Source organism: Arthrobacter oryzae (assembly GCF_030812315.1).
Classification (GTDB): domain Bacteria; phylum Actinomycetota; class Actinomycetes; order Actinomycetales; family Micrococcaceae; genus Arthrobacter; species Arthrobacter oryzae_B.
This window is the reverse complement of sequence record NZ_JAUSSM010000015.1, coordinates 1-23,704: the sequence shown is the minus strand read 5'-3', so window position 1 is coordinate 23,704 and position 23,704 is coordinate 1. Positions and strand designations below refer to the sequence as shown.

The window sequence follows — 23,704 nt, the reverse complement described above, 5'->3', positions numbered from 1 at the left end:
GGGGCTGAGATGGTTGATGTGATCGTTGCCGGAGGCGGTCCGACCGGCATGATGCTGGCCGCTGAGCTGAAGCTGGCAAGGGTGGAACCGGCGATTGTGGAGCGCCGCTCGACGCCGGAGCTGGTGGGCTCGCGTGCGGGCGGGTTCCACTCGCGGACGATCGAAATCCTCGATCAGCGCGGGATTGCCGACCGGTTCCTCGCCGAGGGCCAGCGCGTCCAGGCGGCGTTCTTCGGGAAAACGACGTTGGACGTGAGCGATTTTCCCACGCGGCACCCCTACACGCTCGGCCTGTGGCAGAACCATATTGAGCGGATCCTGGCCAGCTGGATCGAGGAGCTGGGTGTGCCGGTCCATCGGGGGCTCGAGGTGGCCGGCTTCGGCCAGGACGGCAGCGGGGTCGACGTGCATCTCGCTGACGGCGGCTCGATGCGCGCGCTGTACCTGGTCGGCGCCGACGGTGGGCGAAGTGCTGTCCGCAAGGCAGCAGGCATCGAGTTCCCCGGCTGGGATGCGACCAGGAGCAGCCTGATCGCCGAAGTGGAGGTGACCGAGGAGACGCCGGCAGGCATGCGCATCGACGAGGTGGGGGTTCACGGCCTACACCTGATGGAGGATGGGCGGACCATGCGGGTGGTGGTCACCGAGAAGCAACTTGGACCGGCAACGGAGCCCACTTTGGCTGACCTCGGCAAAGCGCTGACCGAGATCTACGACACGGACTTCGGGGTCCATACTCCGACATGGATCTCGCGGTTCACCGACGCCACGCGGCAGGCCGCGGCCTACCGCAGCGGCCGCGTGCTGCTGGCCGGGGACGCCGCGCACATCCATGCTCCTTCGGGCGGGCAGGGGATCGGGCTCGGCATCCAGGACGCCGTGAACCTCGGCTGGAAGCTCGCCCAGGTGGTCAAGGGCACAGCCCCGGACAGCCTGCTGGACACCTTTCACGCCGAGCGGCACCCGGCCGGGGCCCGCGCGTTGCAGCACACGATGGCACAGTCGATTATGCAGCGGGCTGACCCCCGCATCGGCGCGTTGGCAGACACCGTGATGGGCCTGCTGACCACCGATGAGGCCCGGAGGCGGCTGGGAGGACTCATTTCCGGCCTGGACATCCGCTACAACCTCGGTGAGGGGCACCCGCTGCTGGGGCGCCGCATGCCGGACCTCGACGTCATCACCGCCAACGGGCCGTCGCGCGTCTTCGCCCTCCTGCACACCGCCCGTGCGGTGCTGCTCAACCTCGGCGCGCCGGGAAGCATCGACCCGGGGCCGTGGGCGGATCGGGTGCAGTTGGTGGACGCCACGTACGACGGCGGGTGGGAGCTTCCGGTAATCGGTGCAGTCAGCGCTCCTGCCGCCGTGTTGATCCGGCCCGACGGGCATGTGGCGTGGACGGGAGACGGGATTCAGGCGGGGCTGAAGGACGCGCTGGCCAGCTGGTTCGGGCCTGCGCGGCATTAGGTAGCCTGTCGTCACTTCAGCGTCGAGGCGATGGCTGAGTTCTACGAAGCCTGGGCAACGGAGGACCGCACCGGCTGCCACCACGAAGTCGCGAAAAGGCGTAAGCATCCCGAGGCAGGAGACTGGTCACATTCAGACGCTCACTCACGTCGGGGCAACTGGCGTTAAGACAGACGTCGGAATTCCCCCGACCGGAGCTGGACATGGATCGGCAGCACCATCTGTATGGGAGTATTGCCGACCGGCGCCTCGAGCAGCTCGTTGATCGAGGTCTGCCCTTCCAGTTCGCCGGTCTGTTTCCTATCCATGGATCGACAATATGTGCGCCCAGTTGCGGTGAGTACTAAGACACGCATATCAGGACGCAGCCGGTTCAACCCGTCTCGAGGGCGAGAGCGTGAATCTCCGGAGTTCTCGCAACCGACCGTTTCCCAGAGCGGTCGGGCAGGTCTCAGCCCGCCGTCCGGGACTCGTCGCCCGCGATCCCTTCCACGCACTGGCCGGCACACTGTGTGAAGTGTCAGGATTGAAGACACGGCACACGCGTATGCCAGAGGAGGCTCATGGATGACTGACGGGACGACAACCGCACCCGAAACCGGATATGCGTCGGTGAACGGGCTCCAGATGTACTACGAGTTGCACGGCGACGGCGACGGCGGCACTCCGTTGCTGCTCCTGCACGGCGGGCTATTCGACATCGAACTGCAGTTCGGCGCGCTGATCCCGAGCCTGTCGGCCGGGCGCCGGGTGATCGCTACGGACTTCCAAGGGCACGGCCGCACCAACGACACCGATCGGCCGCTGGCCACTGCCGACCTTGCATCCGATGTCATCGGGCTTCTTGAACACCTCGGTATCGAGAACGTCGACGTGTTCGGTTTCAGTGTCGGCGGTGCGGTCGCGCTGGAGCTCGCAATCCAACACCCGGAACTCGTGCGCAAGCTCATCGTGTCGTCAGTGTCTTTCCGGCCGGAGGGTGATCGTGGCGGCAACGCCGAAGCGGTCGCGGAGATGACGGTGGACATGATCGCGGGAACCCCGATGGAGGAACGCTACCTCGCCGTGTCGCCGCATCCCGATCGCGGGCATCTGCAGGGCCTGCTCGACAAGCTCTCCCGCTACGGCGCGGGCGAAACCGGATGGAGCGACGACGAGATCCGCGGAATCGCCGCCCCAACGCTCTTCACGGTCGGCGACTGCGACATGGTCAAGCTCGACCACGCGGTGAAGTTCCTCCAACTGCGCGGGGGAGACGTGAACGGGGACTTCGAGGGCGTGCCCGCGTCGCAGCTCGCGGTGTTCCCTGGCACGACGCATTTCTTCGGGCTCGCGCGGACCGACCTCGTTCGGGACGTCGTGATCACGTTTCTCGATGCACCCGCGCCCATCGGTTGGGCCGATCGGTGAGGCGTACGCATAGTAACGATGGAAGTGTCACCCCAGCACGCCCGATCGTCTGACGCCAGGCGCCATGGTCCAGGTCCTCGGCGTCGCGCTCGCTGCTAGCTGCTAGCTTGAATGACATGGGTCGGTAAAGTTCTAGGCAACTTCACTCTTGACGTCGTCGTGTGTACTTGCCTGACGGCTGACACCAGCACACCAGCGGCCATCGAGATGTATTGCCACACTGGCCCGCCGTGGGGACCTTCAGCGGAATCCGCGCAGAGACGCGTCCAAGGCGCTCATGAGGTGAGCGACGCGACTCTTGCCTGGTGGCGAGAGCGGGTACCGAGTAAGAACATCAATCAAGACTGGCGTGGCGCGACGCCGAGCCTGCTCGATGAACTTGTCTCCGACGTCGGGATCGTCGGCTGCGTTCAACTCAGCTATACGCGCTGCACTTGCGGGCCCGCGCAGGATGTGACCCACTTGGGTAGCCTTCGCGATCGGGTGCAGGTACGCGGCAGCTGCGGCGTCTCCCGCGGTGCGCGCAGCGAGACACGCCGATTCGGTGCCAGCTTCTTTCGCGGCTCGGTGCGCGTCCAAGGCGGTGACGCGCTGCAGCTTGGATCGAGGTGCGCCGTTGACAAACTCCCAAGCAGCATCGATGGCTGCGCGGGGCCGAGGATCACCGGGAAGAGCCTCCTCGAACACCGGAAGTACTTCCTGTGCGCTCTCCGTCACGTAGCGTGCCACGACTCGCAGCTCTTCCATCGTCAACTCGAAATCGCCGGCTCCGATCGTCATGATCCGATTCTTTCATCAACGCCGAGTGCCCATGAGTCGTGAGTCGAAGGCACTCTGGACTTATGAGGCGTTCCAGCACGCGTGGAATTCTGGGTGATGAGCAAGACTTTCGCGCCCCTGGTTCTGCTGTCACGACTCTGACCCGGTTGAACCTGGGCCAGCCAGGGTTTCGAGAATCAGGGCGAGCTGCGCGCGCTGCTGACTCGTCAGCCGTGCAGTACTAGTCTGTGCCGGGCGATGGCGTCAGACTTCTCCTCACGCAATGCACCACACCAGACTCCGTCACACCGTCTCTCAAGCGCGAACGTGAATACACTGCCGAGGACGCCGCCACGTCGGCGGCAGTTATGGACCAAGCCTTGTTGCCTAACCGCGCGAGGCGGACGACGGTGGGCCCGCCTCCCGCATTGCTACAGTGAGCCCATGAGCATGGCTAGTGGGGAACAGAACCCGCCGGAGGCCGAGGCCGGGCCCCCGCCGGACGGCTCAGTCGGCGTCGGTCCGGCTGCTGTTGCGCCCGCTAATGGGACGGTCCGGAATCCTGTTTCCCGGGGCTCTATAGCGCCGACTGTCCCGCTGCCTCAGCGCCTGCCTGCCTGGCTCGTCCGGAATCCGCTGCATGCAGGCTGGGCGTGGACGGGTTTCTGGGCGTTGCTGATCATTGTTGACGAGTTCGTGGACCTGGCCGGCTGGACCTGGTACGTGTTCGTGGGGATGGCTGCCCTGCCCACACTGGCCTGCACTGTGGCTGTGCTCCATGCGACCCCGCGCCGGTTCCTCAAGCCTCAGAAGGAATCGGTGCTCGCGCACTTCTTTGTCCGGTTCCTCGCGTTGACGGCTGCGTTTATGGTGTGGGGCCTCTCCGTGGTGGCCAGCGCCTCGATTTCCACAACGGTACAGGCACTGGCCGGGAACTCGGAGCGTGCCGTGACGTCGTTGGGGTTCAACCTGCTCCTGGCGGCGGTCCCTCTGGTTGTCTCGGTGTTGTGGATGGCCCTTATTGTGCGCTGTGCGTGGTTCCTGCGCCGTCTCCGCGGCTGGCGCCAGAATCCGCAAGATTCGCGGCTGCCCAAGAGATTCCTGCGGCATTCGCCCCAACTCCGGCGCGTTGTGGTGGGTCTCGCCCACCCTGGCCTGCTTCTGGTGGCCGGGCTTGGCACGTCGGTTCTGGCACTCTTCCTCGGCGCCATGGAAGTCACGCTCAACCTGATTGCCTGAGGACCGGCAGCTTCCGGCAGGAAAGAGGCCTCAACCCTGGGTGCGGGGCTGCGCGGCGGCGTGGATTTGCCGGAGCGTACCGGCCGTCACCTGTGGCCTGGTGACGGAGGCATTGCCCGGCTGTTCTTGGACTACCTGGACGTCGGCGTCGCCTTCAAGGAGGTGGGCGGCGAACGAGTGCCGCACGACCCGGACTGTGTAGGGTCGGCAGTGAACATTGGGGCGCTGTTGCTGAAGCCGCGGTCGCTGGAAGCTGTGGACGGTCCGACGTTGAACCCAAAGCCAACGGTCGGGCGCCAAGTGCCAAGGACAGCGACCCTGACGGCCTACCAACATTCGGCGAACGAAGGGTGTCCACAGTGTGCACACCCTAGGTGCGGGACTGGTTCATACATCGGCCGGACCGAGCCGGGTTGGGGATGTTTCCGCGGTAGTCCAGTGTTGCAGGGGAGGAATGCCGGTCAGGTCCCACGTCGGGCACGTGTATTCCCTGTTCAGGGGCTTGTGGGCCTCTGAGCGTGCAGATCTGGCTGGACTGGGTGGCCTTGAACGGGAGTGTGAGACCGTCCTGGGGATCGCCGTCGTACGGGGAAACGGAACCGGGAGCGGTCCAAAGTTTCGAGAGGAAATAAGCGACGGGGGAGCGCCGAACGAAACTTTGGATCGTGAGCGGCGCAGAGCGCCGTGCCTGCGTGGAGGACCTGCCCAGCGATGATGGGGATCAGAATGGCAAACAGCGAAGTAGGAGTGGTGCGTCTCATTAGTGAGGTGACTGGCTTCGTGGTCGTCCTTTCTCTTGGCGCTTCGACACCTATCTTCATCGACGAGCGAATTTGACGGTCGGTGTTCGGGAAGCAAGTGCAGCGTGGCCTCCGGCTTGGTGGACACTTCTTGTCGGGACCGGCAAACTGAAAGGCCAGGTACTCACAGGATTTTCGCCGGGAGAGGACCCCGATGGAGCACCTCAGCCGATTCAGAGATGAATTCCTTAAGGCGCTCAGGAACTTGCTGCCCATCGTGATCGTCGTTGTCGTGTTCCAGGTGCTGGTGTTCCGGTCCATGCCCGATGACCCCTTGGAGCTGGTGGCGGGGCTCCTGATCGTGGCGGTGGGCATTGCGCTGTTCCTGTACGGCTTGGACCTGAGTATCTTTCCGGTCGGCAAGAACCTGGCTAATCAGTTCGTCCGGCGCGGCGCCCTGGGACTGTTACTGCCCTTTGGATTTGCCATTGGCTTCGCCGCCTCGATCGCGGAGCCGGCCGTGATCGCGGTGGCGGAGCAGGCGCAACTGGTCAGCGAAGGCCGGATCAACGGGCTGGTGCTGCGCTTTATCATCGCTGTGTCCGTAGGACTGGTCCTGATCCTGGGCATCCTGCGTGTCCTGCGTGGCTGGGCCGTCTACAAGCTGCTGATCGGCGGCTACGTCGTGGTGCTGGGACTCAGTTACGTGGCCCCGCCGGAGATCATAGGCCTTGCTTATGACTCGGGCGGGGTCACCACGAACATTGTGAGCGTTCCCTTGATCGCGGCGATAGGCCTGGGTTTGGCCAATTCGATTCGGGGGCGCAGCCTGCTGGCTGACGGTTTTGGCCTGGTGGCGCTCTGCGTGATGGTGCCCATGATCGGGGTCCAGCTCTATGGAGTCTGGGTTTACACTTTCGGCGGCGCCGGCGAGGCGGCGCCGTCACCCGCAGACACGGGAGAGGACCCGGCCGATTGGGTGCTCGGCATGATCCTTGGCCTTACAGAGATGGTCCGGGAGGTCCTGCCGATTGCGGCCGTCGTCCTCTTCTTCCAGTGGGTCGCACTCCGGCGCAAGCTGCCCCACCCGTTGCGGGTTGTTGTCGGTTTCGTCATGGTCTTGGTGGGGCTCTATGCCTTCGTTGTGGGCCTGAGGCTCGGGCTGTTCCCGCTCGGTACCCTCATGGCGGAGCAGTTGATCGAGCAGGGTGCACCGGCCCTGATCCTGCTCTTCGCGTTGCTCATCGGTTTTGCCGTGACCATGGCTGAACCTGCCCTGGTGGCGATTGGTGAGCAGGCCCAGGAGGCATCTCCGGGCAAAATCAGCGCGTTCGCAGTCCGGGTCATTGTCGCCGTTGGCGTCGCCCTCGGGATTGGCTTTGGCGTCTTCCGCATTATCGTGGGAGGCCCGTTTCATTACTTCATCATGGCCGCATACGCTGTGGCGATCGTGTTGGTGTACTTCGCGCCGAAGTACATCATTGCGCTGGCTTTCGACCTCGGGGGCGTGACGACGTCGGAGGTCACCGTTCCGCTGGTGACCGCCCTCGGCATCGGCCTGGCCGCCGCGGTAGAGGGAAGGAATGTGCTGATCGACGGGTTTGGCCTGATCGCTTATGCTTCGATCTTCCCTGTCATATCCGTCATGGTGTATGCCATGGTGATGGAGAGATTTCCACGGCTGAGGAAGGAACAGGAATGAAGTTCACCGCCGTCATCGTGATCGCGCCTGATGACCTTGAAGACAGGGTCATTGAACATGCACAGCGCGTCGGGGCCACGGGCGTCACGATTCTGCCGGGCAAGGGCATCGGTGGTGAGGCCAGGAAGACGTTCTTCGGCCTGACGTTCGAGGGGACCCAGTCCGTGTTGTTGATGGTTGTGGGTAGCCACCTGACGGCGCCGATCCTGAAGGAACTGCACCAGGTCCTGGTCATGGGCACGGAGAGCCGGGGTCTGGCCTTCGCGATCCCGATCGAGCACCTGACTGGGATCGACATGCGGCAGGTAGTGCGATTCGAGGAACACATGCGCCGTGAGGGCGCCTAAAGCCGGACCGAAGCACTCTAGGAGGAGGAAACAGGGATGCTCACTGTCAAAGATGTCATGGTCCCCCAGGTCGTCACGATCTCGCCCTACAGCACCTTGCGTGAGGCGCTATCCATGATGAAGGAGCGCCAGGTGAAGAGCCTCGTGGTGGACCGGCAGCACGCTCATGACGCATACGGGCTGCTGAGTTACCGGGAACTCCTGGACACGGTCGTCGCGCAGGAGGGCGACGTGGATCTCCTGAATGTCTATGACGCCGCCACGATTCCTGCGATCACCGTGAACGAGGATCTATCGGTGCGCCAGGCTGCAGCCTTGATGAGCCGCTATCACCTCAGCCGACTTGTGGTGGTGGAAGGCAACGAGCTCGTGGGCCTGTTGGCAATGAATGACATCCTGGCCCGGCGCATGGAGGAGCTGACGTGATTGGGGATCCGGTGATATGAGGCGCTGTCCTAATGTTGGGTGCCGGCAGTACCCGCCCGGCAGTACCCGACCGGGAGGACTTCATCCGTCCGGCTGGTGCCCCTCCGTTGAGGGCTCTGCCTGGTCGGCTCCGCTGATCAGGATGTCCGCCCGGGACATGGTGAGTACCTGCTTTGTCACGCTTCCCAGGAAAAGACGTTCCAGCAGGTCAGCCTCTCCGTGGCGTCCGATGACGATCAGATCGCAGTGACGGGTCTATTCCTGCTCCAGAATCTGGTGCAGCGCAGTGCCGTGACAGGGGAGCAGCCGCGCGGTGTGTGGGGCCAGACCAGCCGCGCGGTGTGTGGGGCCAGACCAGCCGCGTCAGAGAGTTCGTGCAGGTGCTCAAAGACCTTCTTCCGTGCTGCTGCAAGGAACGGGGCGAGGGTTTCTTCGATGTCCCTGGCCGCCCTGATTTTCCCTTCGAAGGGCACGCCGTAGGCGTGCATCAGGATGATATTGGCCCCGGGGGCTACGGCGCACGCCGTCGTCAGGGCAGGCAGGGAATGGGCTGAGAAGTCCACCGGTACCAATACGTTGCGGTACTTTGCGTGCGGGGTGCGCTTTACCACTAGGACCGGGAGGGCGCTTCTTTCGGCCAGCCGTGTGGCGGTTGACCCCAAAACGGGGTGCGTCATGGTGCTGGATCCGTGTGCGCCCACTACGATCAGGTCGGCGGACAGGGCAAGGGCGCTCTTCTCAATCTGCGGAAAGGCCGGGCCGACGCCCACCCGGACATCGGCGGGGAGCCTGTAGAGGTCCTCCAGGCTCTGGCCCAGCAGCGCGATCTCTGCGCGCCTTTCATCCATAGCTCGCTGCTCCAATCCGTTCGGGATCCCCGGAACGAGCCGGCGCAGCCGGTCCAGACCGGAGAGGTTTCCGGCGTGGAACAGCACCAGCGCCGCGTTTGTTTCTTTGCCGATCATCGCCGCGCGGTCCGCGGCGTGCCGTGCAGCGGCAGAAAAATCGGTCCCCACCAATACCTTCTGTATCCGGTTCATGGCTGGCCTCCGATTGGTTTCGGATTCGAGGTGTCGTCTGGGTCCTCTATCCTCGCGGGCGGTTCGTCGGGATGAGGGCCGGCCCTTGTGGGCAGGCGGTGGGTTTTGGCCTGCCTGTAATGCCGGTTCCTGGGCAGGAGGATTCCAGCCCCGAGCAGGGAGGCGATGAGGGACGCGGCCAAAACGCCCGCCGTCGCCTGATCGCCGTAGATGCTGCCGTGGCCGAAGCTGAGCTCTGTCACCAGAAGGGAGACCGTGAAACCAATCCCGCCCAGCAGCGAAACACCGAAAATGTCGAACCACTTGATGGAGCAGTCCAGCCCTGCCCGGGTCGCTTTCGTGAGGAACCAAACCGTCCCGAGAATTCCCACCGGCTTACCCGCGACCAACGCTATGATGATCCCGACGGTCACCGGGCTTGAGAACAAGGATCCGGGCCCGTCCCGGTCTCCGACCTGAACGCCGGCGGAAAAGAAGGCAAACACCGGCACGGCGATACCGGCGGAAACCGGGCGCAGACGGTGCTCAAGGATCTCCGCCAATCCCCACCCCGGCGGCGGTCCGCCGTTGATTCCGGAGCTGACGACCGGAACAGCGAATCCCAGCAAAACCCCCGCGATTGTCGCGTGAATTCCTGAATCGTGTATCAACAACCAGGTGGCGACCCCCAAAGGAAGCAGAATGAGCCAGGCCGCCGTTCTCGTGCTGAACAACCGCCGGTACCGGTGTGCGAGAAAGCTGTAGGTACCCAAAGCGAGCAGCACCAGCAAAAGCGGCTCTGCGCGGATGTTCTGCGAGTAGAAGGAGGCGATGATGGCAATAGCGATGAGGTCATCAACGACGGCCAGGGTCAGGAGGAAAATTCGCAGGGCCCCCGGCAGATGTGAGCCGATGAGGGCGAGAACGGCGACAGCGAAGGCAATGTCGGTTGCCGTCGGGATTGCCCATCCCCTCAACGTTTCCGGACTCGACAAATTGACCAGGGCATAGATCGCGGCGGGCACCGCGACGCCACCGGCGGCTGCGGCAACGGGCACGATCGACTTGCTGGGCTCGCGCAGATCCCCGGCAAGGAACTCCCGCTTGAGTTCCAGACCGACGAGGAAAAAGAAGATGGCCAGCAGACCGTCCGATGCCCACTGGCCCAGAGTCAGGTCCAGATGCCAGGGCGCATGACCGACCCGGATATCCCTGAGCTGAAAGTAGCTGTCTGACAGCGGCGAATTCGCCCACAGCAGGGCAACGATAGCGGCCGACACGAGCAGGGCGCCGCCGACCGTCTCCTTGCGCAGGATGGAACCGATGCGCAGAGACTCCGAATAGCTGCCCCGTCCGAACAGAAAGGAACGGGGGCGAGGGGCCTGTGAGTTCCGGTCCATTCGGTGGAATCCCTTGACTAGTCCCGACAACAACACTGCCGACCAGACTTCCCGGCTCACCTGCTTCCAGTGTACGGGCGAGCTATCCCACCCGCCGCTGTGGAGGACTATTCAAAACCTGCCGATTGGCGTGCAGCTGTCTTAGCTGATCTTCCGGTTGCAACCTGAACGCAGCTGACAGAGATCGGGGGCCGCTGCCCAAAGACCTTGAGCTTCCATTCTCCCGTTCAGTTGTGCGTCGTCCCGCTGTCGAGATCCGCCAAGAACGGGCGAACCTCGGCAAGGAACTCGTCGTGGCGTTCTAACTGAGCCCAGTGGCCGCAGTCAGGCACCAGCACGAGGCGGGCACGCGGCATGAGCTCAGCGGCACGCCGTGAGCCCTCGGGGTTGACGATCGGATCGTCCGCCCCGTGAAAGAAGAGTGCGGGGACGCTGATCCTCTGGACGCGGCCGGTCAGATCGTTGAGCATCCGGTCGCGGCCCAGCGTGGCCTGGTTGTACCGCGAGTATCCAAGGACGCTGCGGGGGTCCCGGGCCAGCCTCGCGAACTCGTCTACCACCTCGGCGGGCAGTCGCGCGGGATCCTTCACGATATTGCGCAATGCAGCTCGGGCGAACCGGTTCGCGAGGCGTCCCGCCGGCAGCAGGACCGGTCCGGGAGTTGCGCGGCAAGCCAGGCCGCACGGTGCCTGCCGGCAGACCCGAGCGCGGGGGCGAGCCCTCCGGGTGCGATCAGGACGAGGCCCGCAACCCGCTCGGGGTGGGTCAGCGCGAGATTGAGTGCCACGTCCCCGCCCATGGACACACCACACACCGCAGCCGGGCCAATACCGAGTGTGGTCATCGCCTCGGCCAGCACGTCCGCCATCGGCCCGGGGCCGCCCACCGGTACGACGTCCATGCTGGCACCGAAGCCCGGCAAGTCCACCGCCCACACCTCGCGATCGGATGCCAACGGGCCGACCAGGCGATACCAGGAGATGGACGAACCATCGGTCCCGCCGCCATGAACGAGTACGACAGGATGGCTGCCCGGGTCGGGAACACCGGCGCGGAGAACGCCGAGGCTCCCGGCAGCAGTGGGGACCCGGCACCGCTCGGCGCCCGGCGGCGTCAGCGGCCGCTGAGTGGCTCGGTGCTTCATCACCCCGTCTTACCATGGGAGACTGTGCCGTTGATGACCAACTGCATGAACAGGCTGTGCATAATCGCCAGGACCGGTTGGATGGTTTCGGTGCCAGAGCTACACGGGGAGCGATGGACTGGTACGGCGATCCGGGGCAGGGACAACGTGCACATCTGTCCGGATCCTCAGCGGGTTCAGTCCAGCCTGTCAGGAGGGAGGCCGGCAAGTTGCTGGTTCAGATCCCGCAGGCAGTACTTCCGTGCCGCGCGGAAAAAATCCCCGTGTTTCCGGGGTCAGTGGTGTATTCCGACACGTCGCCCGGGCCCATGCCGACGGGAAAACTGCCGGAAATCCTAGACTGCACGTTTGTGCATAACGCTTGAACGCATTCCCACCATGTTCGAAGAATGAAAGGGAAGGCGCCCCGGGGCGCGAAGGACAAGCTGCAAGGGAGCAACTTTGAGCAAGCATGAATCCACCGGTGACCACGGGCCGGCCTCTTCCTCTTCCCGCGCTACGGTTGGAAGTCTGCGTGAACGACCTCGGGCAAAGGTGCTGATCATCGGCGGGGGCATCAACGGGGTCGGCACTTTCCGGGACCTGGCGCTGCAGGGCGTGGATGTTGCCCTGGTGGAACGCGGGGACTACTGCCAGGGTGCCAGCGGTGCCTCGTCCCATATGATCCACGGCGGGATCCGCTACCTTGAAAACGGCGAATTCCGCCTCGTCAAGGAATCGGTCACCGAACGCAACCGGCTCCTGAGACTCGCCCCGCACTATGTGAAGCCGCTGAAAACCACGATTCCGATCTTCAGCACCTTCTCCGGCGTCCTGGCCGCCCCACTAAGGTTCCTGATGCACAAACAGCACGGCACGCCCAGGGAGCGTGGGGCCTTCCTGATCAAGATCGGATTGAGCCTCTATGACTCGTTCTCCCGGGACGGCGGTACCGTGCCGCGGCATGAGTTCAAGGGGCGCGCCAAGGCTCTGGCGGAGCTTCCCCATCTCAATCCGGGCCTGAAATACACGGCCACGTACTTCGATGCGTCCGTGCACAACCCTGAGCGGCTCACCCTGGATGTCCTCCAGGATGGCCAGAAGGCGGCCGGCTCCGGCAATGGCACAGCTCGCGCCGCCAATTACGTCAGCGTCACCGGCATCGGCGACGAAGGGGTCCAGCTCCGTGACGAACTAACGGGGGAGACATTCTCCTTTACGGCCGATGTGATCGTGAACACGACCGGGGCCTGGGTCGACCTCACCAATGAGGCGCTGGGCTCGCCCTCCCTGTTTATGGGCGGGACCAAGGGCTCCCATATCGTGCTGGATCACCCCGCACTGTTCGACGCCTGCCAGGGCAGCGAAATCTTCTTTGAACATACGGACGGCAGGATCGTCCTGATTTACCCCATGGGAGACCGAGTCCTGGTCGGCACCACGGACATCCGCGCCTCCATGGACGAGGACGCCGTCTGCACCGACGAGGAGATCACATACTTCTTCGACCTGATCAAACACGTCTTTCCTGACATCACGATCACCCGGGAGAGCATCGTGTACAGCTTCGCCGGCGTCCGCCCGCTCCCGCGTGATGATGCCGAGCACCCCGGTTTCGTCTCCCGCGATTACCGCATTGAACGCGGGGACCGCCAAATCGCGGGCGCCGGCGTTCCGGTCCTGAGTCTTGTCGGCGGCAAGTGGACGACCTTCCGGGCCCTGTCCGAGCACATGACCAACGATGTCCTGGCGATCCTTGGTCACAGGCGCAAGGTTTCCACTGCCAAGCTTCCCATCGGAGGCGGAGCTGAGTTCCCGGCCACCGAGCCCGATGTGCAGGCCTGGATCGCACGGTACGTGTCCGATGATCTGGACGCCGCCCGCGTCGAAGGACTGCTGACCCGCTATGGCACCCGTGCAACCGAGGTCATCACGTACCTCACCGCCGGCGAGGACCGCAGGCTCAGCTCGACCCCCGAGCTGAGCCTGCGCGAGATCGAGTTCATGGCAGGGCACGAGCAGATCGGACATCTGATCGACGTCCTCATCCGGCGCACATCCCTGGCCTTCCGCGGCCTGGTCACCGCCGAGCTCCTCATCGAGCTGGCCCAGGCCCTGGCGGGACCCCTGGGCTGGGATGGGGTCCGGATGGCCCAGGAAATCAAGCATGCACAAGAAGTACTGCAGCGTTTCCACCGGGTCCCGGTACCAAGCCAGGTCTCCTGACCCGCGGCAAGGCTGGAGGTCGCCCTGCGGGTGGTCAGTATCGGTGTTTCGCCCCGGAGGGCCCACCGGCTACCCCATCAACCCGGCCCGTTACGTCGGGCCACGCCTCGCACACGCACTGCTTCCGATCAGGAGCAAAGGCAAAAGCGTTTGGTCCTACGCGTGGATTCCCGTCGTCGGTCCCCTGGCCGGCGGAGGGCTGGCCGGCATCGTTGCCGCCGCTGCCCCCGTAGTATTCACCGCCGCAACGTAACCGCGGTGCACCCAGAACACCGTCATTCCTAAGACAAGGACGTCATGATGAAGCAGTATGTGATCGCAATCGATCAAGGCACGACCAGCAGCCGTGCCATCATTTTTGACCACACCGGCAATATTGTCTCCAGTGGCCAGAAAGAACACGAGCAAATTTTTCCCCAGCCCGGGTGGGTCGAACACGACCCCGTCGAAATCTGGGACAACATCCGCGAGGTCATCGGTTCAGCGCTGTCCAAGGCAAACCTGACTAGCCACGACATCGCCAGCGTGGGCATCACCAACCAGCGTGAAACTGCCGTCGTGTGGGATAAGAAACGGGACGTCCCGTGTATAACGCCATCGTGTGGCAGGATACACGCACCCAGGACATCGTCGACGAGCTGGCAAGGTACGGCGGCGTGGACCGCTTCAAGAAGCAGGTCGGCCTGCCGTTGGCCACTTACTTCTCCGGCACCAAGATCAAATGGATACTGGACAACGTTCAGGGTGCGCGGGCAAAGGCCGAGGCCGGGGACCTGCTCTTCGGCACCACGGACTCCTGGGCGATCTGGAACCTGACTGGCGGCAGCACCGACGGCGGCATTCACATCACCGACGTCACCAACGCGTCCCGGACCCTGCTCATGGACCTCGAAACACTGCAATGGGACAATGGCATCCTGGAAGAGTTTGAAATACCCAGATCCATGATGCCCGAAATCAGGTCCTCTTCGGAGGTCTACGGCACCGTTCACCACTCCCAGCTGCTGCGCGGAGTTCCCATTGCCGGCATCCTCGGGGACCAGCAGGCAGCCACGTTTGGCCAGGCCGCGTTCGGCGAGGGTGAGGCTAAGAACACCTACGGCACCGGCTGCTTCCTGATCTTCAACACCGGCGAGGACATCGTTCATTCCAGCAACGGCCTGTTGACCACGCTCGGCTACAAGCTCGGCGATGCGAAGCCGCACTACGCGCTGGAGGGATCCATTGCCGTGACCGGATCGCTGATCCAGTGGCTGCGGGACAACCTGGGACTGATCAATTCCGCCCCGGAGGTTGAGGCCCTGGCGGCGTCGGTGCCGGACAACGGCGGCGTCTACTTCGTACCGGCATTCTCCGGCCTCTTCGCACCCTATTGGCATCCGGAGGCCCGGGGGGCCCTGCTCGGATTGACCCGTTTTGTGACCAAAGCCCACATTGCCCGGGCGGCGCTGGAAGCCACCGCGTTCCAGACCCGCGAGGTGCTGGAGGCCGTCAATGCCGACAGCGGGGTATCCCTGACCGAGCTGAAGGTCGACGGCGGCATGGTCGCCAACGAGGCCCTTATGCAGTTCCAGGCCGACATCCTCGGCGTGACCGTGGTACGGCCCAGGATCGTTGAGACCACGGCGCTCGGTGCCGCCTATGCGGCTGGCTTGGCCATCGGCTTCTGGAAAGACCTCGGAGAGCTCACCGCCAACTGGGGCGAGGGCAAGCGCTGGACACCGAAAATGGACGACGCCGAGCGCTTCCGCCAGCTCCGGCTCTGGAAGAAGGCCGTCACGAAATCCATGGACTGGGTAGACGAGGATGTGAAATAGGATCCATCGCAGGCTCCCCAAACGGATCCGTCGCACACTGACGGCCGCGCATCCCCTACCGTTCAAGAATGAGGTCACGTTGTCTGACGCTTCCAGATCAACCCGCTATTCAACCCTATCCCCGGCGCTGGCCGTCGGCGACGACGAACCCGACCGGAACCTGGCGCTGGAACTCGTCCGCGTCACCGAAGCCGCCGCAATCGCCGGCGGCCACTGGGTCGGGTTCGGCGACAAGAACAAGGCCGACGGCGCCGCCGTCGACGCCATGCGTTCCCTACTGTCCACCGTCCATTTCAACGGCGTCGTCGTCATCGGTGAAGGCGAAAAAGACGAAGCCCCCATGCTGTACAACGGAGAGCACGTCGGTGACGGCACCGGCCCCGAGTGCGACGTCGCCGTGGACCCCATCGACGGAACCCGCCTGGCCGCCCTCGGCATCAACAACGCCCTCGCCGTCCTCGCCGTGGCCGAACGCGGCACCATGTTCGACCCCTCCGCCGTCTTCTACATGCAGAAGCTGGTCACCGGACCGGAAGCAGCGGACGTCGTGGACCTGCGCCTGCCCGTCAAGCAGAACCTGCACCTCATCGCCAAGGCCAAGGGCGTCAAAATCAACCAGCTCAACGTCATGATCCTGGACCGGGACCGGCACCGCGGGCTGGTGGAGGAAATCCGCGAAACCGGGGCCCGCACCAAATTCATCATGGACGGCGACGTCGCCGGCGCCATCGCTGCAGCCCGCTCCGGCACAGGGGTCGACGCCCTCATGGGAATCGGCGGAACACCGGAAGGCATCGTGACAGCCTGCGCCATCAAGACGCTCGGCGGCGTGATCCAGGGCCGGCTGTGGCCCACGAGTGACGACGAGAAGCAGAAGGCCCTCGACGCCGGCCATGACCTGGACCGGGTCCTCTCCACCAACGACCTCGTCACTGGCGACAACTGCTACTTCGCGGCCACCGGCATCACCGACGGCGACCTCCTGCGCGGTGTCCGCTACGCCAAGGACAAGGTGCTGACCCAGTCGATCGTGATGCGGTCCAAGTCCGGCACCGTCCGCTTCGTCGACGGCGAACACCAGGCCCACAAGTGGGAATCCTATTCCCGCCAGAGCTAAAGGCAGGCAACGTCGCTGCCGCCGAATGACAGTTTGAAAGTGGGTGACCTCCACCCATCCACGATCAGGCTGCCCAACCTCTCATCGGACAGCACCGGCGGCTCCATGACTATATCCAGGCGGGTGATGAGGCCGGCTATCTCGCCGAAATCGAATGGCACCTCAAGAACTCCGTGGTGGCACTGGAAGCCGCGCGTAAACAGCCCGACTCCTGGTCCGGCGCCCGATAGCGGACCCCTAAACTCCAAATCCGGAGTGCGGCCGGCAGGTCTATCGTTCAGAGGGCCTTGAGCGTCTCCGCGAGCCGAGAAATGCCGAGCTCTGTCCGCTCAGGGGTTTGCGAGGCAAAGCACAGCCGCATCGCGTTGCCGAACTGTCCAGTCACAGAAAACGCGTGACCAGGGATAAACGCCACACCATTCCGGACGCCCAAGTCAAAGAGCTTTGAGGTGTCGACGTGTTCGCCGAATGTGAGCCACAGGAAGAATCCGCCCTTGGGATTCGTCCATGTCGCCTGTCCGCTGAAGTGGCGCTCCAGCGACGTCTGCATCGCCCGCATCCTTGTGTGATATTCGCTGCGGAGCCGCTCCAGGTGTGGCACGAGGTCACCGCGGCGAAGGAACTCGGCCGACAGGAGCTGATTGGGAACATTTGTGCAGGTATCCATCGTCTGTTTCGCATCAATGAGTTTCGCCACGACGATAGGATCGGCGTCCACCCAGCCGACACGCAGCCCGGGGGCGAGGATCTTGGAAAAGGTGCGGACGGAGAAGACGAGCGGATCCCCGCCGCCCAGCTCGCGGAATCCCGGGATGTGATCGCCGTCGAAACGTAACATGCCATAGGGGTCGTCGTCGATGATGATACTCCGCCATTCTCTGGCCAGGGCAAGCAGAAGTAGCCGGCGTTTCAGTGACATCGCCGTCCCGGTAGGGTTCTGAAAGTTCGGAATGACGTAGATGGCTTTGGGCAGGCGCCCGGCTTTTTGAACCAGTTCCGGCAATGCCTCCACGATCAGACCGTCGTTGTCGATGGGCGCCTCCAGGATGTCCGCACCGTAAGCCAGGAGCGTGGCGCTTCCGTTGGTGTAGGTCGGTGCCTCGACGATCACAAGGTCTCCCGGGTCAATAAAGAGCTTGCCCGCAAGGTCCAACCCCTGCATTCCTCCAGTCGTGATGAGCAGCCGTTCGGCCGATGTACGCTCGGGAGTCGATTCCAGGTATGCAAGGAGTTCATCGCGGAGCGCGGTTTCGCCCTCGGTGGCTCCATAGCCAAAAGCTGCAGCCCCGGCATCGGCGAGAAGGGAACTGTAGATCTCGCGGAAAGCCTCGGAGGGAACTGCTTCAGCAGCGGGACTCCCCATGGCGAAGCTGACGATATCGTGCGTCTGCCGCTGCAGCAGGGACGTGCTCGAATCGATGATCGAACCGACCAGTCCCTTGGTGCGGGTTGCCCACGGGAGACCGGCGGGGTTCACGGCTTTCCTCGGCGCTGAGCCAAGAGCTGTAGTTCCCGGGCAACCGCTTGGATCGCATCGGCCCGCGCGGCCAGCCTGCTCTTCCCTAGGCGTTTTGGTCCGAAGCCATTGGATGTGGACGATCGATGAGAAGACTCGAGGGGGCGGTAGGACCGCACTGCCTGCCCCTCGGGCAGCGAACGCGAGAGAGGGTCGTGGAAGACCACCGCCGCCGCTGTCGGTGAGGGGGCGCCGGCCAGCGACGGGTGGCGGCTGCCCCCGGTCGGAGCAACGGGATTACCGGGTGTTGGTTCGGTCATTGGATCGCGCCCAGTTGAATATTGACGGCCAGGAGGACGGCGCCCAAGGCAAGGATTCCCGCGGAGATCTGCAATGGGAAGTTGCCTTTGAACTTCCTCCGGCGGCATTCACGTGTTGTTGACGGCAGTTGCAAGACGGCGCTCGAGCTGGTTAGGAGCCCTGCTGTGATGAGCAGGATCAGACTTAGCATTGCGCCGCTCCCGGGCCCAATGTTCCACAGGGGGTTTCGGACAGACGTATTCCCATAGTCTTCCTAGTAGGCGTAGACATTGCCGGAAATCAGCAGGTCGTAGTCATCCTCGACATGGAACAGGCGACGGTCTCCAATCTGGTCTATCACCCAAATCGTCCGACCATCCTCAGTCCGCTCATCGATGGAACCCTTGTAGCATTCGACGCCCTGCCGACAAAGAATTATGACGTCGCCGCGCTGAAGGGACGTCCACATGGATACACGACGGCTCTGTCGCATTTTGTGCCTTTCTGTGGATTGCCTCGGTGGCCCGGGGCCTCTGCCCTCGCCATCATTGGCTCCGGAAGGACGATACGTCGTCCGGGGCAGCCACCGCTGGAAACACTTCCACGCCAAGTCTATCGTCGATTGTTGACAATTGCTAGCGATGTGATCCGGGTCTTCCAAGTCATCCGTCACTGCTCATGGTTGAGACCGGCGCCCATAGGTTCTCGGTGAAGACATAGCCGGCGAGGCCAAATTCTGTCGCGTTGGCCCGGTTGATTGCCTCGGCTTCTGAGCTGAACCGCTGAAGCTGAACCGCTGAAGCTGAATCGCCGCGATGGGGCCGAAAATCTCGGACTGGGCAACGTCGGAATCTTCGGTGACGCGGTCAAGGACGGTCGGGGCGAAGAAGTTGCCTGCCGAGTCGTATCCGTGGCCGCAGTCTGCTTTCCGAGGCCGTTTCCGACGGCAACCTGGGCAAGGCGTTCGGTGAGCGCCGACACGAAATCATCGGCTATAACGGCGGTGATGAACAGGGTCCGTTCCTGGTCGCTGATGATGAACGGCGGGCTGACCTGGATAGTGTTGCCGCGGAGGGAACGGGCGATGTATCCCAGCTCGATCAGATCGTCGCAGAGCTGTTAGGCCTTCAGATGGTCGGCGCCCCTGCCGCCCGGAACGCTATTTGCCGCCCAAACTCATGGGTTACCCGTTGAGGCGCGACCCTCGCGATATAGACATTCCACGGTCCCCGGCCCGCTAGGGACACTGAGATGAGTAGCCGTAACGCCCGTCACCATATCCATCTCGCTCATGGGAGAGCATGCCCGATCCGCAGGGCAAGGCGAGGGCATGAAACCGGACAGGCCGGCGACGAGCAATGGCAGGTAGAGCCACACCCGTTCAGTCCCTAATGCTCACCCGGCGCACACTTACGTTTGGTCTAGACTTTCGGCGCTGAGCGCATTTTGGAACTGACCGGCCATCTCCTGACGGAAGCCATCGATGTCACCTTCCAAAGCAAGTTCAGCCAGTCTCTCGTGCTCAACGGCGATTTCATGGAGGTCGCTGTACGTAGGATGGTCGACCGCGAAGTAGAGCCGCAACTTGTTCTCCCAACCGTTCCAAAGAGCTTGCAAAGCGGCGTTTCCCGAGAATTCATAGAAGAGCCTGTGGAAGCGAAGGTGGGCGTCGATGCTGGCAGGAATATCGTTGGTGTCCGTGGCCCGGTAAAGTTCCTCGATGGTTTGCTTCAACCGAAGCCGCTCAGGACCGCGCAACGTTGCGGCCGAGAGCTCAGCAGCGTAAGGCTCGACGAGCATTCGGATTGATGCGATCTCGGCGACGTCGCGAGCACTCACCTCCACGACAAACGATCCCTTGAAGGGGATCTTCACGACCAGCCCCTCCTCCTCAAGCTTGGTCAGCGCCTCACGTAGCGGGGACCGACTAATCCCGAGATCCGCAGCAATGTGCGTCTCGCGCAGCTGTTCCCCCGGAGGCACAGTTCCGTCCAGGATGGCCGTACGCAGCACGCGGTACACGCCGTCCGGCGTCGTGGTCCGCTGTTCTTGCCACTTGAACTTGCTATCCATCGTGCCCCCTCTTGTCGATTGTCGATTATACCGCGGCGGCAGGCGTCCGTGCTGACGGACTCCGACAAAGCGCTCGACGCCTCGTCTGATGAACGTGTGGGGTTTTACTGATGGCCTTCACCCAACCTGCCCGCCCTCCCGGGATGCTGGAGCTGCAGGCAGGAGAAGTTTTGAGGCGCGGATTTGTTTGTCCTGCTGCGTTGCGGTGAGGTCTTCGACGGCTTTTTGCATGTGCCGCCTGATGGCCTCGAGGAGACCTTTCCTGTCGCCCGCCTCCAACAGAGCCAGGATGTTTTGGTGTTCCTGAACCAGAACGTCAATCCTTGGGTATGAGACTTCCAGGTCGAGGATACACATCCTTGATTCAGCCGCGAGTGTCTTGTAGATCCTGGTGAAACGGGAATTACCCATGCCGGCAACGAGGGCTGAGTGGAACTGCAAGTCCAGCCTTGCGATGGTCTGCCAGTCTGAACTTGCCACTTGCTTCGCCATTTCGCCCACAATTTTCGTGAGCACTTCGCAGGTGTCTTTGATCTGCTGCGGGCTGCCGTCCAACAGCCTGCTGGCGGCGGTGGATTCGACGGACTCACGAACCTCGTAGATCTCCCTGAGGTCATGCGTTTTTACTTCCAAGACGAACACCCCGTAGTTGCGCCGACTGATGAGGATTCCTTCCTGGCACAACCGCTGCAGTGCTTCCCGCAGAGGCCCCCTGGACATGTTGAGCTGTCGCGCCAGGAGGGATTCGTTAATCTGTTGCCCTGGCCGGATGGCCCCTTGGATGATTTCTTCCCGCAACTGATCGGCGATCATCTGCGCCGTGGATCTTCCCTCCAGTGCAAAGAGTCCTTCTGGTGCCGCCATTGACATCCCACTCTTCTCCCGCTTCGCCATGCTACATATTTTCTAGATAGCTAGCGCGGTGTATTTGTACTCGAGGAATTCTTCGATGCCGATCTTGCCGCCTTCGCGTCCCAGCCCGGACTGCTTGACGCCGCCGAACGGTGCCGCAGGATTGGAAACAAGGCCGGTATTCAGTCCGACCATGCCGACTTCCAGCTCGGCGGAAAAGCGGAGGGCTTTCTCCATGCTTTCGGTGAAGACGTATCCGACCAGGCCCCACTCGGTGTCATTGGCGAGGCGCAGGACTTCGTCTTCGCTGTCGAAGGGCGTGATGGCTGCTACCGGTCCGAAGATCTCGGTGCTCATCAGGTCGGCATTCAGGGGCACGTCCGTCAGGACGGTGGGGGTGTAGAAGTAGCCCGGTCCCTCGGGGCGGCTTCCGCCGGTCAGGAGCCGTGCACCTTTGGACACCGCGTCGGCCACGAGGCTTTCGACCTTGTCCAGGCCCTTCTGTTCGATCAGGGGGCCGACTTCGGTTCCTTCCAGGGCGCCGTTGCCTACCCGCAGTTCGGAGATCTTCTTGGCGAACTTCTCGCTGAATTCCCCGACGACGGAGCGGTGCACGAAGAAGCGGTTGGCCGCGGTGCAGGCTTCGCCCATGTTGCGCATTTTGGCCTTCATGGCCCCGTCGACTGCCTTTTCGATGTCGGCGTCGGCCAGGACGATGAAGGGGGCGTTTCCGCCCAGTTCCATCGAGGAGCGCATGACGTTGTCGGCCGCCTGGCGCAGCAGGGTCTTGCCCACCCCGGTGGAGCCGGTGAAGCTGATCTTCCGGGCAATGCCGCTGCTCATCCAAGGATCGACCACGCTGGAAGCTCGGGAGGTAGTGACGACGTTCAGGACGCCGTCAGGAAGGCCTGCCTCCCGGAAGATCTGCACCAGGGCGAGGGACGTCAGCGGCGTTAAAGCCGCCGGCTTGAAGACCATGGTGCAGCCTGCGGCAACAGCGGGGGCGATCTTGCGGGCGCCCATGGCCAGCGGGAAGTTCCACGGGGTGACCAGCACACACGGACCGATCGGTTCCTTGCTGATCATAATCCGGGTATTGCCATCACCGGAGCTGGTGTTGTCTCCACCAATGCGGACGGCTTCTTCGGAGAACCAGCGGAGCATTTCGGCGCCGTAGGCCACCTCACCCTTCGCTTCGGCCAGGGGCTTGCCCATTTCGGCGGTCATGATCGCGGCGAGCCGGTCGGTGTTGGCAATGACCAGGTCAAAGGCACGCCGCAGGATATCGGCCCGTTCGCGGGGTGTGGACTTGCCCCACGCTGCTTGGGCACGGCCTGCTGCCTGAATCGCCAGGGTCGCGTCCTCCGATCCGCCGTCGGCGACGTGGGCGATGATTTCCTTCGTGGCCGGATTTTCGACCGGGAACGTGGCGCCGCTGGCGGCCTGCTGCCAGGCACCGTCGATGAACAAGTCAGAATGAAGAGTAGTGGGATCAAATGAGAGGCTCATGTCACGCTTTCAGTGTCGTAAGGAAGGGATTCTCCGGGGGTGGGATTGGTTTAGCTCGTCTTAAACCGTTCAGGGCGTACGAAGTCCAGGCCCTCGATGGTCTGTTTGCCCAGGGCTTCGTGTGCGGCGATCTGGCCGTAGCCGGTCGCGTTTTTGAAGCCGCCGCCGGAGAAACCGGTGGCAACATAGATTCCGCTGCCTTCGTTGAACCGTCCAAGGAGGGGGTTACCGTCCTTGGTATAAAGGTCCGGGAAAGTGTCCGAGCGGACGACGTTGGGAATGAGGCCGGGGAGGAACTCGGTGAGGGTTTCGGTGGTCTCGGTAATTTCCGCGGGAGTCAGTTCCCTGGGCACGGCGTCGGGGTTGGGTGTTGGTCTGCCGCGGCCGTCAAGCGTTGCCTTAACCGTCACGCCGTCGACGGCGGGCGCCCCATACATGGAGCGGTCCCCGTGCACCCGGCTGAAGACGGGGAACTTCTCGGGTGAGAACTCCGATGCATCCCGGGCGACGAACCAGGTCAGGATGAGCCGCTTGGTTTGGGTTGCTGCCTTCAGGTAGTCGGGCATCAGCCGCTGGGACCAGCCGCCGGAGGCGACGATGACGTTCTCGAAGGTCCAGGACTTCTCACCGGAGGTGATGAGGACGCCGTCTGCGGTTTCGGTGATGCTGTCGATCGGGGTGTTGCTGTGGACTGTTGCGCCGTTGGCCTGGGCGGCGGCAAC

At 63.2% G+C, this 23,704-nt stretch carries 22 protein-coding genes and 4 pseudogenes; 10 read left to right on the top strand and 16 right to left on the bottom strand.

Annotated elements, in window-relative coordinates; all coding sequences use genetic code 11:
• Nucleotides 1–9 precede the first annotated feature (9 nt).
• The gene (locus J2S97_RS21135; protein ID WP_307051902.1) at nucleotides 10–1,467 is read left to right on the top strand and encodes an FAD-dependent monooxygenase; all 1,458 of its coding nucleotides are present in this window, start codon (nucleotides 10–12) and stop codon (nucleotides 1,465–1,467) included.
• A gap of 164 nt (nucleotides 1,468–1,631) precedes the next feature.
• On the opposite strand, the gene J2S97_RS21130 is transcribed toward J2S97_RS21135, so the two are convergent.
• On the bottom strand, nucleotides 1,632–1,775 hold the full coding sequence (locus tag J2S97_RS21130) for a hypothetical protein (protein ID WP_307051901.1): 144 nt from the start codon (nucleotides 1,773–1,775) through the stop codon (nucleotides 1,632–1,634).
• A 259-nt stretch (nucleotides 1,776–2,034) separates the two neighbouring features.
• On the opposite strand from J2S97_RS21130, the gene J2S97_RS21125 reads away from it, so the two are divergent.
• Nucleotides 2,035–2,877, top strand: coding sequence for an alpha/beta fold hydrolase (locus J2S97_RS21125; protein WP_307051900.1), 843 nt, complete (start codon nucleotides 2,035–2,037; stop codon nucleotides 2,875–2,877).
• Between the two features lie 240 nt (nucleotides 2,878–3,117).
• Here J2S97_RS21125 and J2S97_RS21120 read toward each other — a convergent pair whose 3' ends face one another.
• Nucleotides 3,118–3,657, bottom strand: a complete 540-nt coding sequence (locus J2S97_RS21120) for a putative immunity protein (RefSeq protein WP_307051899.1) — start codon at nucleotides 3,655–3,657, stop codon at nucleotides 3,118–3,120.
• A 423-nt stretch (nucleotides 3,658–4,080) separates the two neighbouring features.
• On the opposite strand from J2S97_RS21120, the gene J2S97_RS21115 reads away from it, so the two are divergent.
• On the top strand, nucleotides 4,081–4,875 hold the full coding sequence (locus tag J2S97_RS21115) for a hypothetical protein (protein WP_307051898.1): 795 nt from the start codon (nucleotides 4,081–4,083) through the stop codon (nucleotides 4,873–4,875).
• 30 nt (nucleotides 4,876–4,905) lie between these two features.
• Here the strand turns inward: J2S97_RS21115 and J2S97_RS21110 are convergent, their stop codons facing one another.
• Nucleotides 4,906–5,061: a hypothetical protein gene (locus J2S97_RS21110; protein ID WP_307051944.1), complete on the bottom strand. Its 156-nt coding sequence runs from the start codon at nucleotides 5,059–5,061 to the stop codon at nucleotides 4,906–4,908.
• An 819-nt stretch (nucleotides 5,062–5,880) separates the two neighbouring features.
• Here J2S97_RS21110 and J2S97_RS21105 point away from each other — a divergent pair.
• Genes J2S97_RS21105 through J2S97_RS21095 form a run of 3 tightly spaced genes read left to right on the top strand, consistent with a single transcriptional unit; the run spans nucleotide 5,881 to nucleotide 8,090 of the window.
• A complete protein-coding gene (locus tag J2S97_RS21105) occupies nucleotides 5,881–7,317 on the top strand; it encodes a DUF1538 domain-containing protein (RefSeq protein WP_307051897.1) in 1,437 nt (478 codons plus the stop codon).
• Entirely contained in the window at nucleotides 7,314–7,664 is a 351-nt protein-coding gene (locus tag J2S97_RS21100) for a P-II family nitrogen regulator (RefSeq protein WP_307051896.1), read from the top strand. The genes J2S97_RS21105 and J2S97_RS21100 overlap by 4 nt, the downstream gene beginning before the upstream one ends.
• A 36-nt stretch (nucleotides 7,665–7,700) precedes the next feature.
• Nucleotides 7,701–8,090 carry a CBS domain-containing protein gene (locus tag J2S97_RS21095; protein ID WP_307051895.1) on the top strand — a complete coding sequence of 130 codons (390 nt, stop codon included), beginning with the start codon at nucleotides 7,701–7,703 and terminating at the stop codon, nucleotides 8,088–8,090.
• Between the two features lie 236 nt (nucleotides 8,091–8,326).
• Here the strand turns inward: J2S97_RS21095 and J2S97_RS21090 are convergent, their stop codons facing one another.
• The 4 genes from J2S97_RS21090 to J2S97_RS21075 form a co-directional block, all read right to left on the bottom strand.
• A complete protein-coding gene (locus J2S97_RS21090; RefSeq protein ID WP_307051894.1) occupies nucleotides 8,327–9,130 on the bottom strand; it encodes a universal stress protein in 804 nt (267 codons plus the stop codon).
• Nucleotides 9,127–10,509 carry a Na+/H+ antiporter NhaA gene (gene nhaA, locus J2S97_RS21085; RefSeq protein WP_307051893.1) on the bottom strand — a complete coding sequence of 461 codons (1,383 nt, stop codon included), beginning with the start codon at nucleotides 10,507–10,509 and terminating at the stop codon, nucleotides 9,127–9,129. Before nhaA ends, J2S97_RS21090 begins: the two co-directional genes overlap by 4 nt.
• 227 nt (nucleotides 10,510–10,736) lie before the next feature.
• The gene (locus J2S97_RS21080; RefSeq protein ID WP_307051892.1) at nucleotides 10,737–11,099 is read right to left on the bottom strand and encodes an alpha/beta fold hydrolase; all 363 of its coding nucleotides are present in this window, start codon (nucleotides 11,097–11,099) and stop codon (nucleotides 10,737–10,739) included.
• Nucleotides 11,096–11,653, bottom strand: a complete 558-nt coding sequence (locus J2S97_RS21075) for an alpha/beta fold hydrolase (RefSeq protein WP_307051891.1) — start codon at nucleotides 11,651–11,653, stop codon at nucleotides 11,096–11,098. The genes J2S97_RS21080 and J2S97_RS21075 overlap by 4 nt, the downstream gene beginning before the upstream one ends.
• A gap of 441 nt (nucleotides 11,654–12,094) precedes the next feature.
• Between J2S97_RS21075 and J2S97_RS21070 the strand changes: the two genes are divergently transcribed.
• The 4 genes and pseudogenes from J2S97_RS21070 to glpX all read left to right on the top strand — a co-directional run bounded on the left by J2S97_RS21070 (nucleotide 12,095) and on the right by glpX (nucleotide 16,792).
• Nucleotides 12,095–13,858 (top strand): glycerol-3-phosphate dehydrogenase/oxidase, encoded by a 1,764-nt coding sequence (locus J2S97_RS21070; protein WP_307051890.1) that lies wholly within the window; start codon nucleotides 12,095–12,097, stop codon nucleotides 13,856–13,858.
• Between the two features lie 12 nt (nucleotides 13,859–13,870).
• Nucleotides 13,871–14,111, top strand: a pseudogene (locus J2S97_RS21065) (aquaporin); the annotation flags it as partial.
• Between the two features lie 47 nt (nucleotides 14,112–14,158).
• Nucleotides 14,159–15,675 (top strand): annotated as a pseudogene (gene glpK, locus J2S97_RS21060) (glycerol kinase GlpK).
• Nucleotides 15,676–15,754: 79 nt separating this feature from the next.
• Nucleotides 15,755–16,792: a class II fructose-bisphosphatase gene (gene glpX, locus J2S97_RS21055; RefSeq protein WP_307051889.1), complete on the top strand. Its 1,038-nt coding sequence runs from the start codon at nucleotides 15,755–15,757 to the stop codon at nucleotides 16,790–16,792.
• Here the strand turns inward: glpX and J2S97_RS21050 are convergent.
• The 9 genes and pseudogenes from J2S97_RS21050 to J2S97_RS21020 form a co-directional block, all read right to left on the bottom strand.
• Entirely contained in the window at nucleotides 16,789–16,953 is a 165-nt protein-coding gene (locus J2S97_RS21050) for a hypothetical protein (protein ID WP_307051888.1), read from the bottom strand. The two genes, glpX and J2S97_RS21050, sit on opposite strands and share 4 nt — an antisense overlap.
• Nucleotides 16,954–17,069: 116 nt before the next feature.
• Nucleotides 17,070–18,269, bottom strand: coding sequence for an aminotransferase-like domain-containing protein (locus J2S97_RS21045; protein ID WP_307051887.1), 1,200 nt, complete (start codon nucleotides 18,267–18,269; stop codon nucleotides 17,070–17,072).
• A 553-nt stretch (nucleotides 18,270–18,822) separates the two neighbouring features.
• A complete protein-coding gene (locus J2S97_RS21040; RefSeq protein WP_307051886.1) occupies nucleotides 18,823–19,041 on the bottom strand; it encodes a hypothetical protein in 219 nt (72 codons plus the stop codon).
• Between the two features lie 169 nt (nucleotides 19,042–19,210).
• Nucleotides 19,211–19,324: pseudogene (locus J2S97_RS24105) on the bottom strand (aldehyde dehydrogenase family protein); the annotation flags it as partial.
• Nucleotides 19,325–19,368: 44 nt separating this feature from the next.
• A pseudogene (locus J2S97_RS24100) lies at nucleotides 19,369–19,443 on the bottom strand (aldehyde dehydrogenase family protein); the annotation flags it as partial.
• A 515-nt stretch (nucleotides 19,444–19,958) separates the two neighbouring features.
• Complete coding sequence (locus tag J2S97_RS21035) at nucleotides 19,959–20,621, bottom strand: GntR family transcriptional regulator (RefSeq protein WP_307051885.1); 663 nt, start codon at nucleotides 20,619–20,621, stop codon at nucleotides 19,959–19,961.
• Between the two features lie 117 nt (nucleotides 20,622–20,738).
• On the bottom strand, nucleotides 20,739–21,515 hold the full coding sequence (locus J2S97_RS21030) for a GntR family transcriptional regulator (protein ID WP_307051884.1): 777 nt from the start codon (nucleotides 21,513–21,515) through the stop codon (nucleotides 20,739–20,741).
• 12 nt (nucleotides 21,516–21,527) lie between these two features.
• Nucleotides 21,528–22,982 (bottom strand): NAD-dependent succinate-semialdehyde dehydrogenase, encoded by a 1,455-nt coding sequence (locus tag J2S97_RS21025; protein ID WP_307051883.1) that lies wholly within the window; start codon nucleotides 22,980–22,982, stop codon nucleotides 21,528–21,530.
• 50 nt (nucleotides 22,983–23,032) lie between these two features.
• On the bottom strand, nucleotides 23,033–23,704 hold a 672-nt coding region (locus J2S97_RS21020; protein WP_307051882.1), incomplete at its 5' end, for an FAD-dependent oxidoreductase.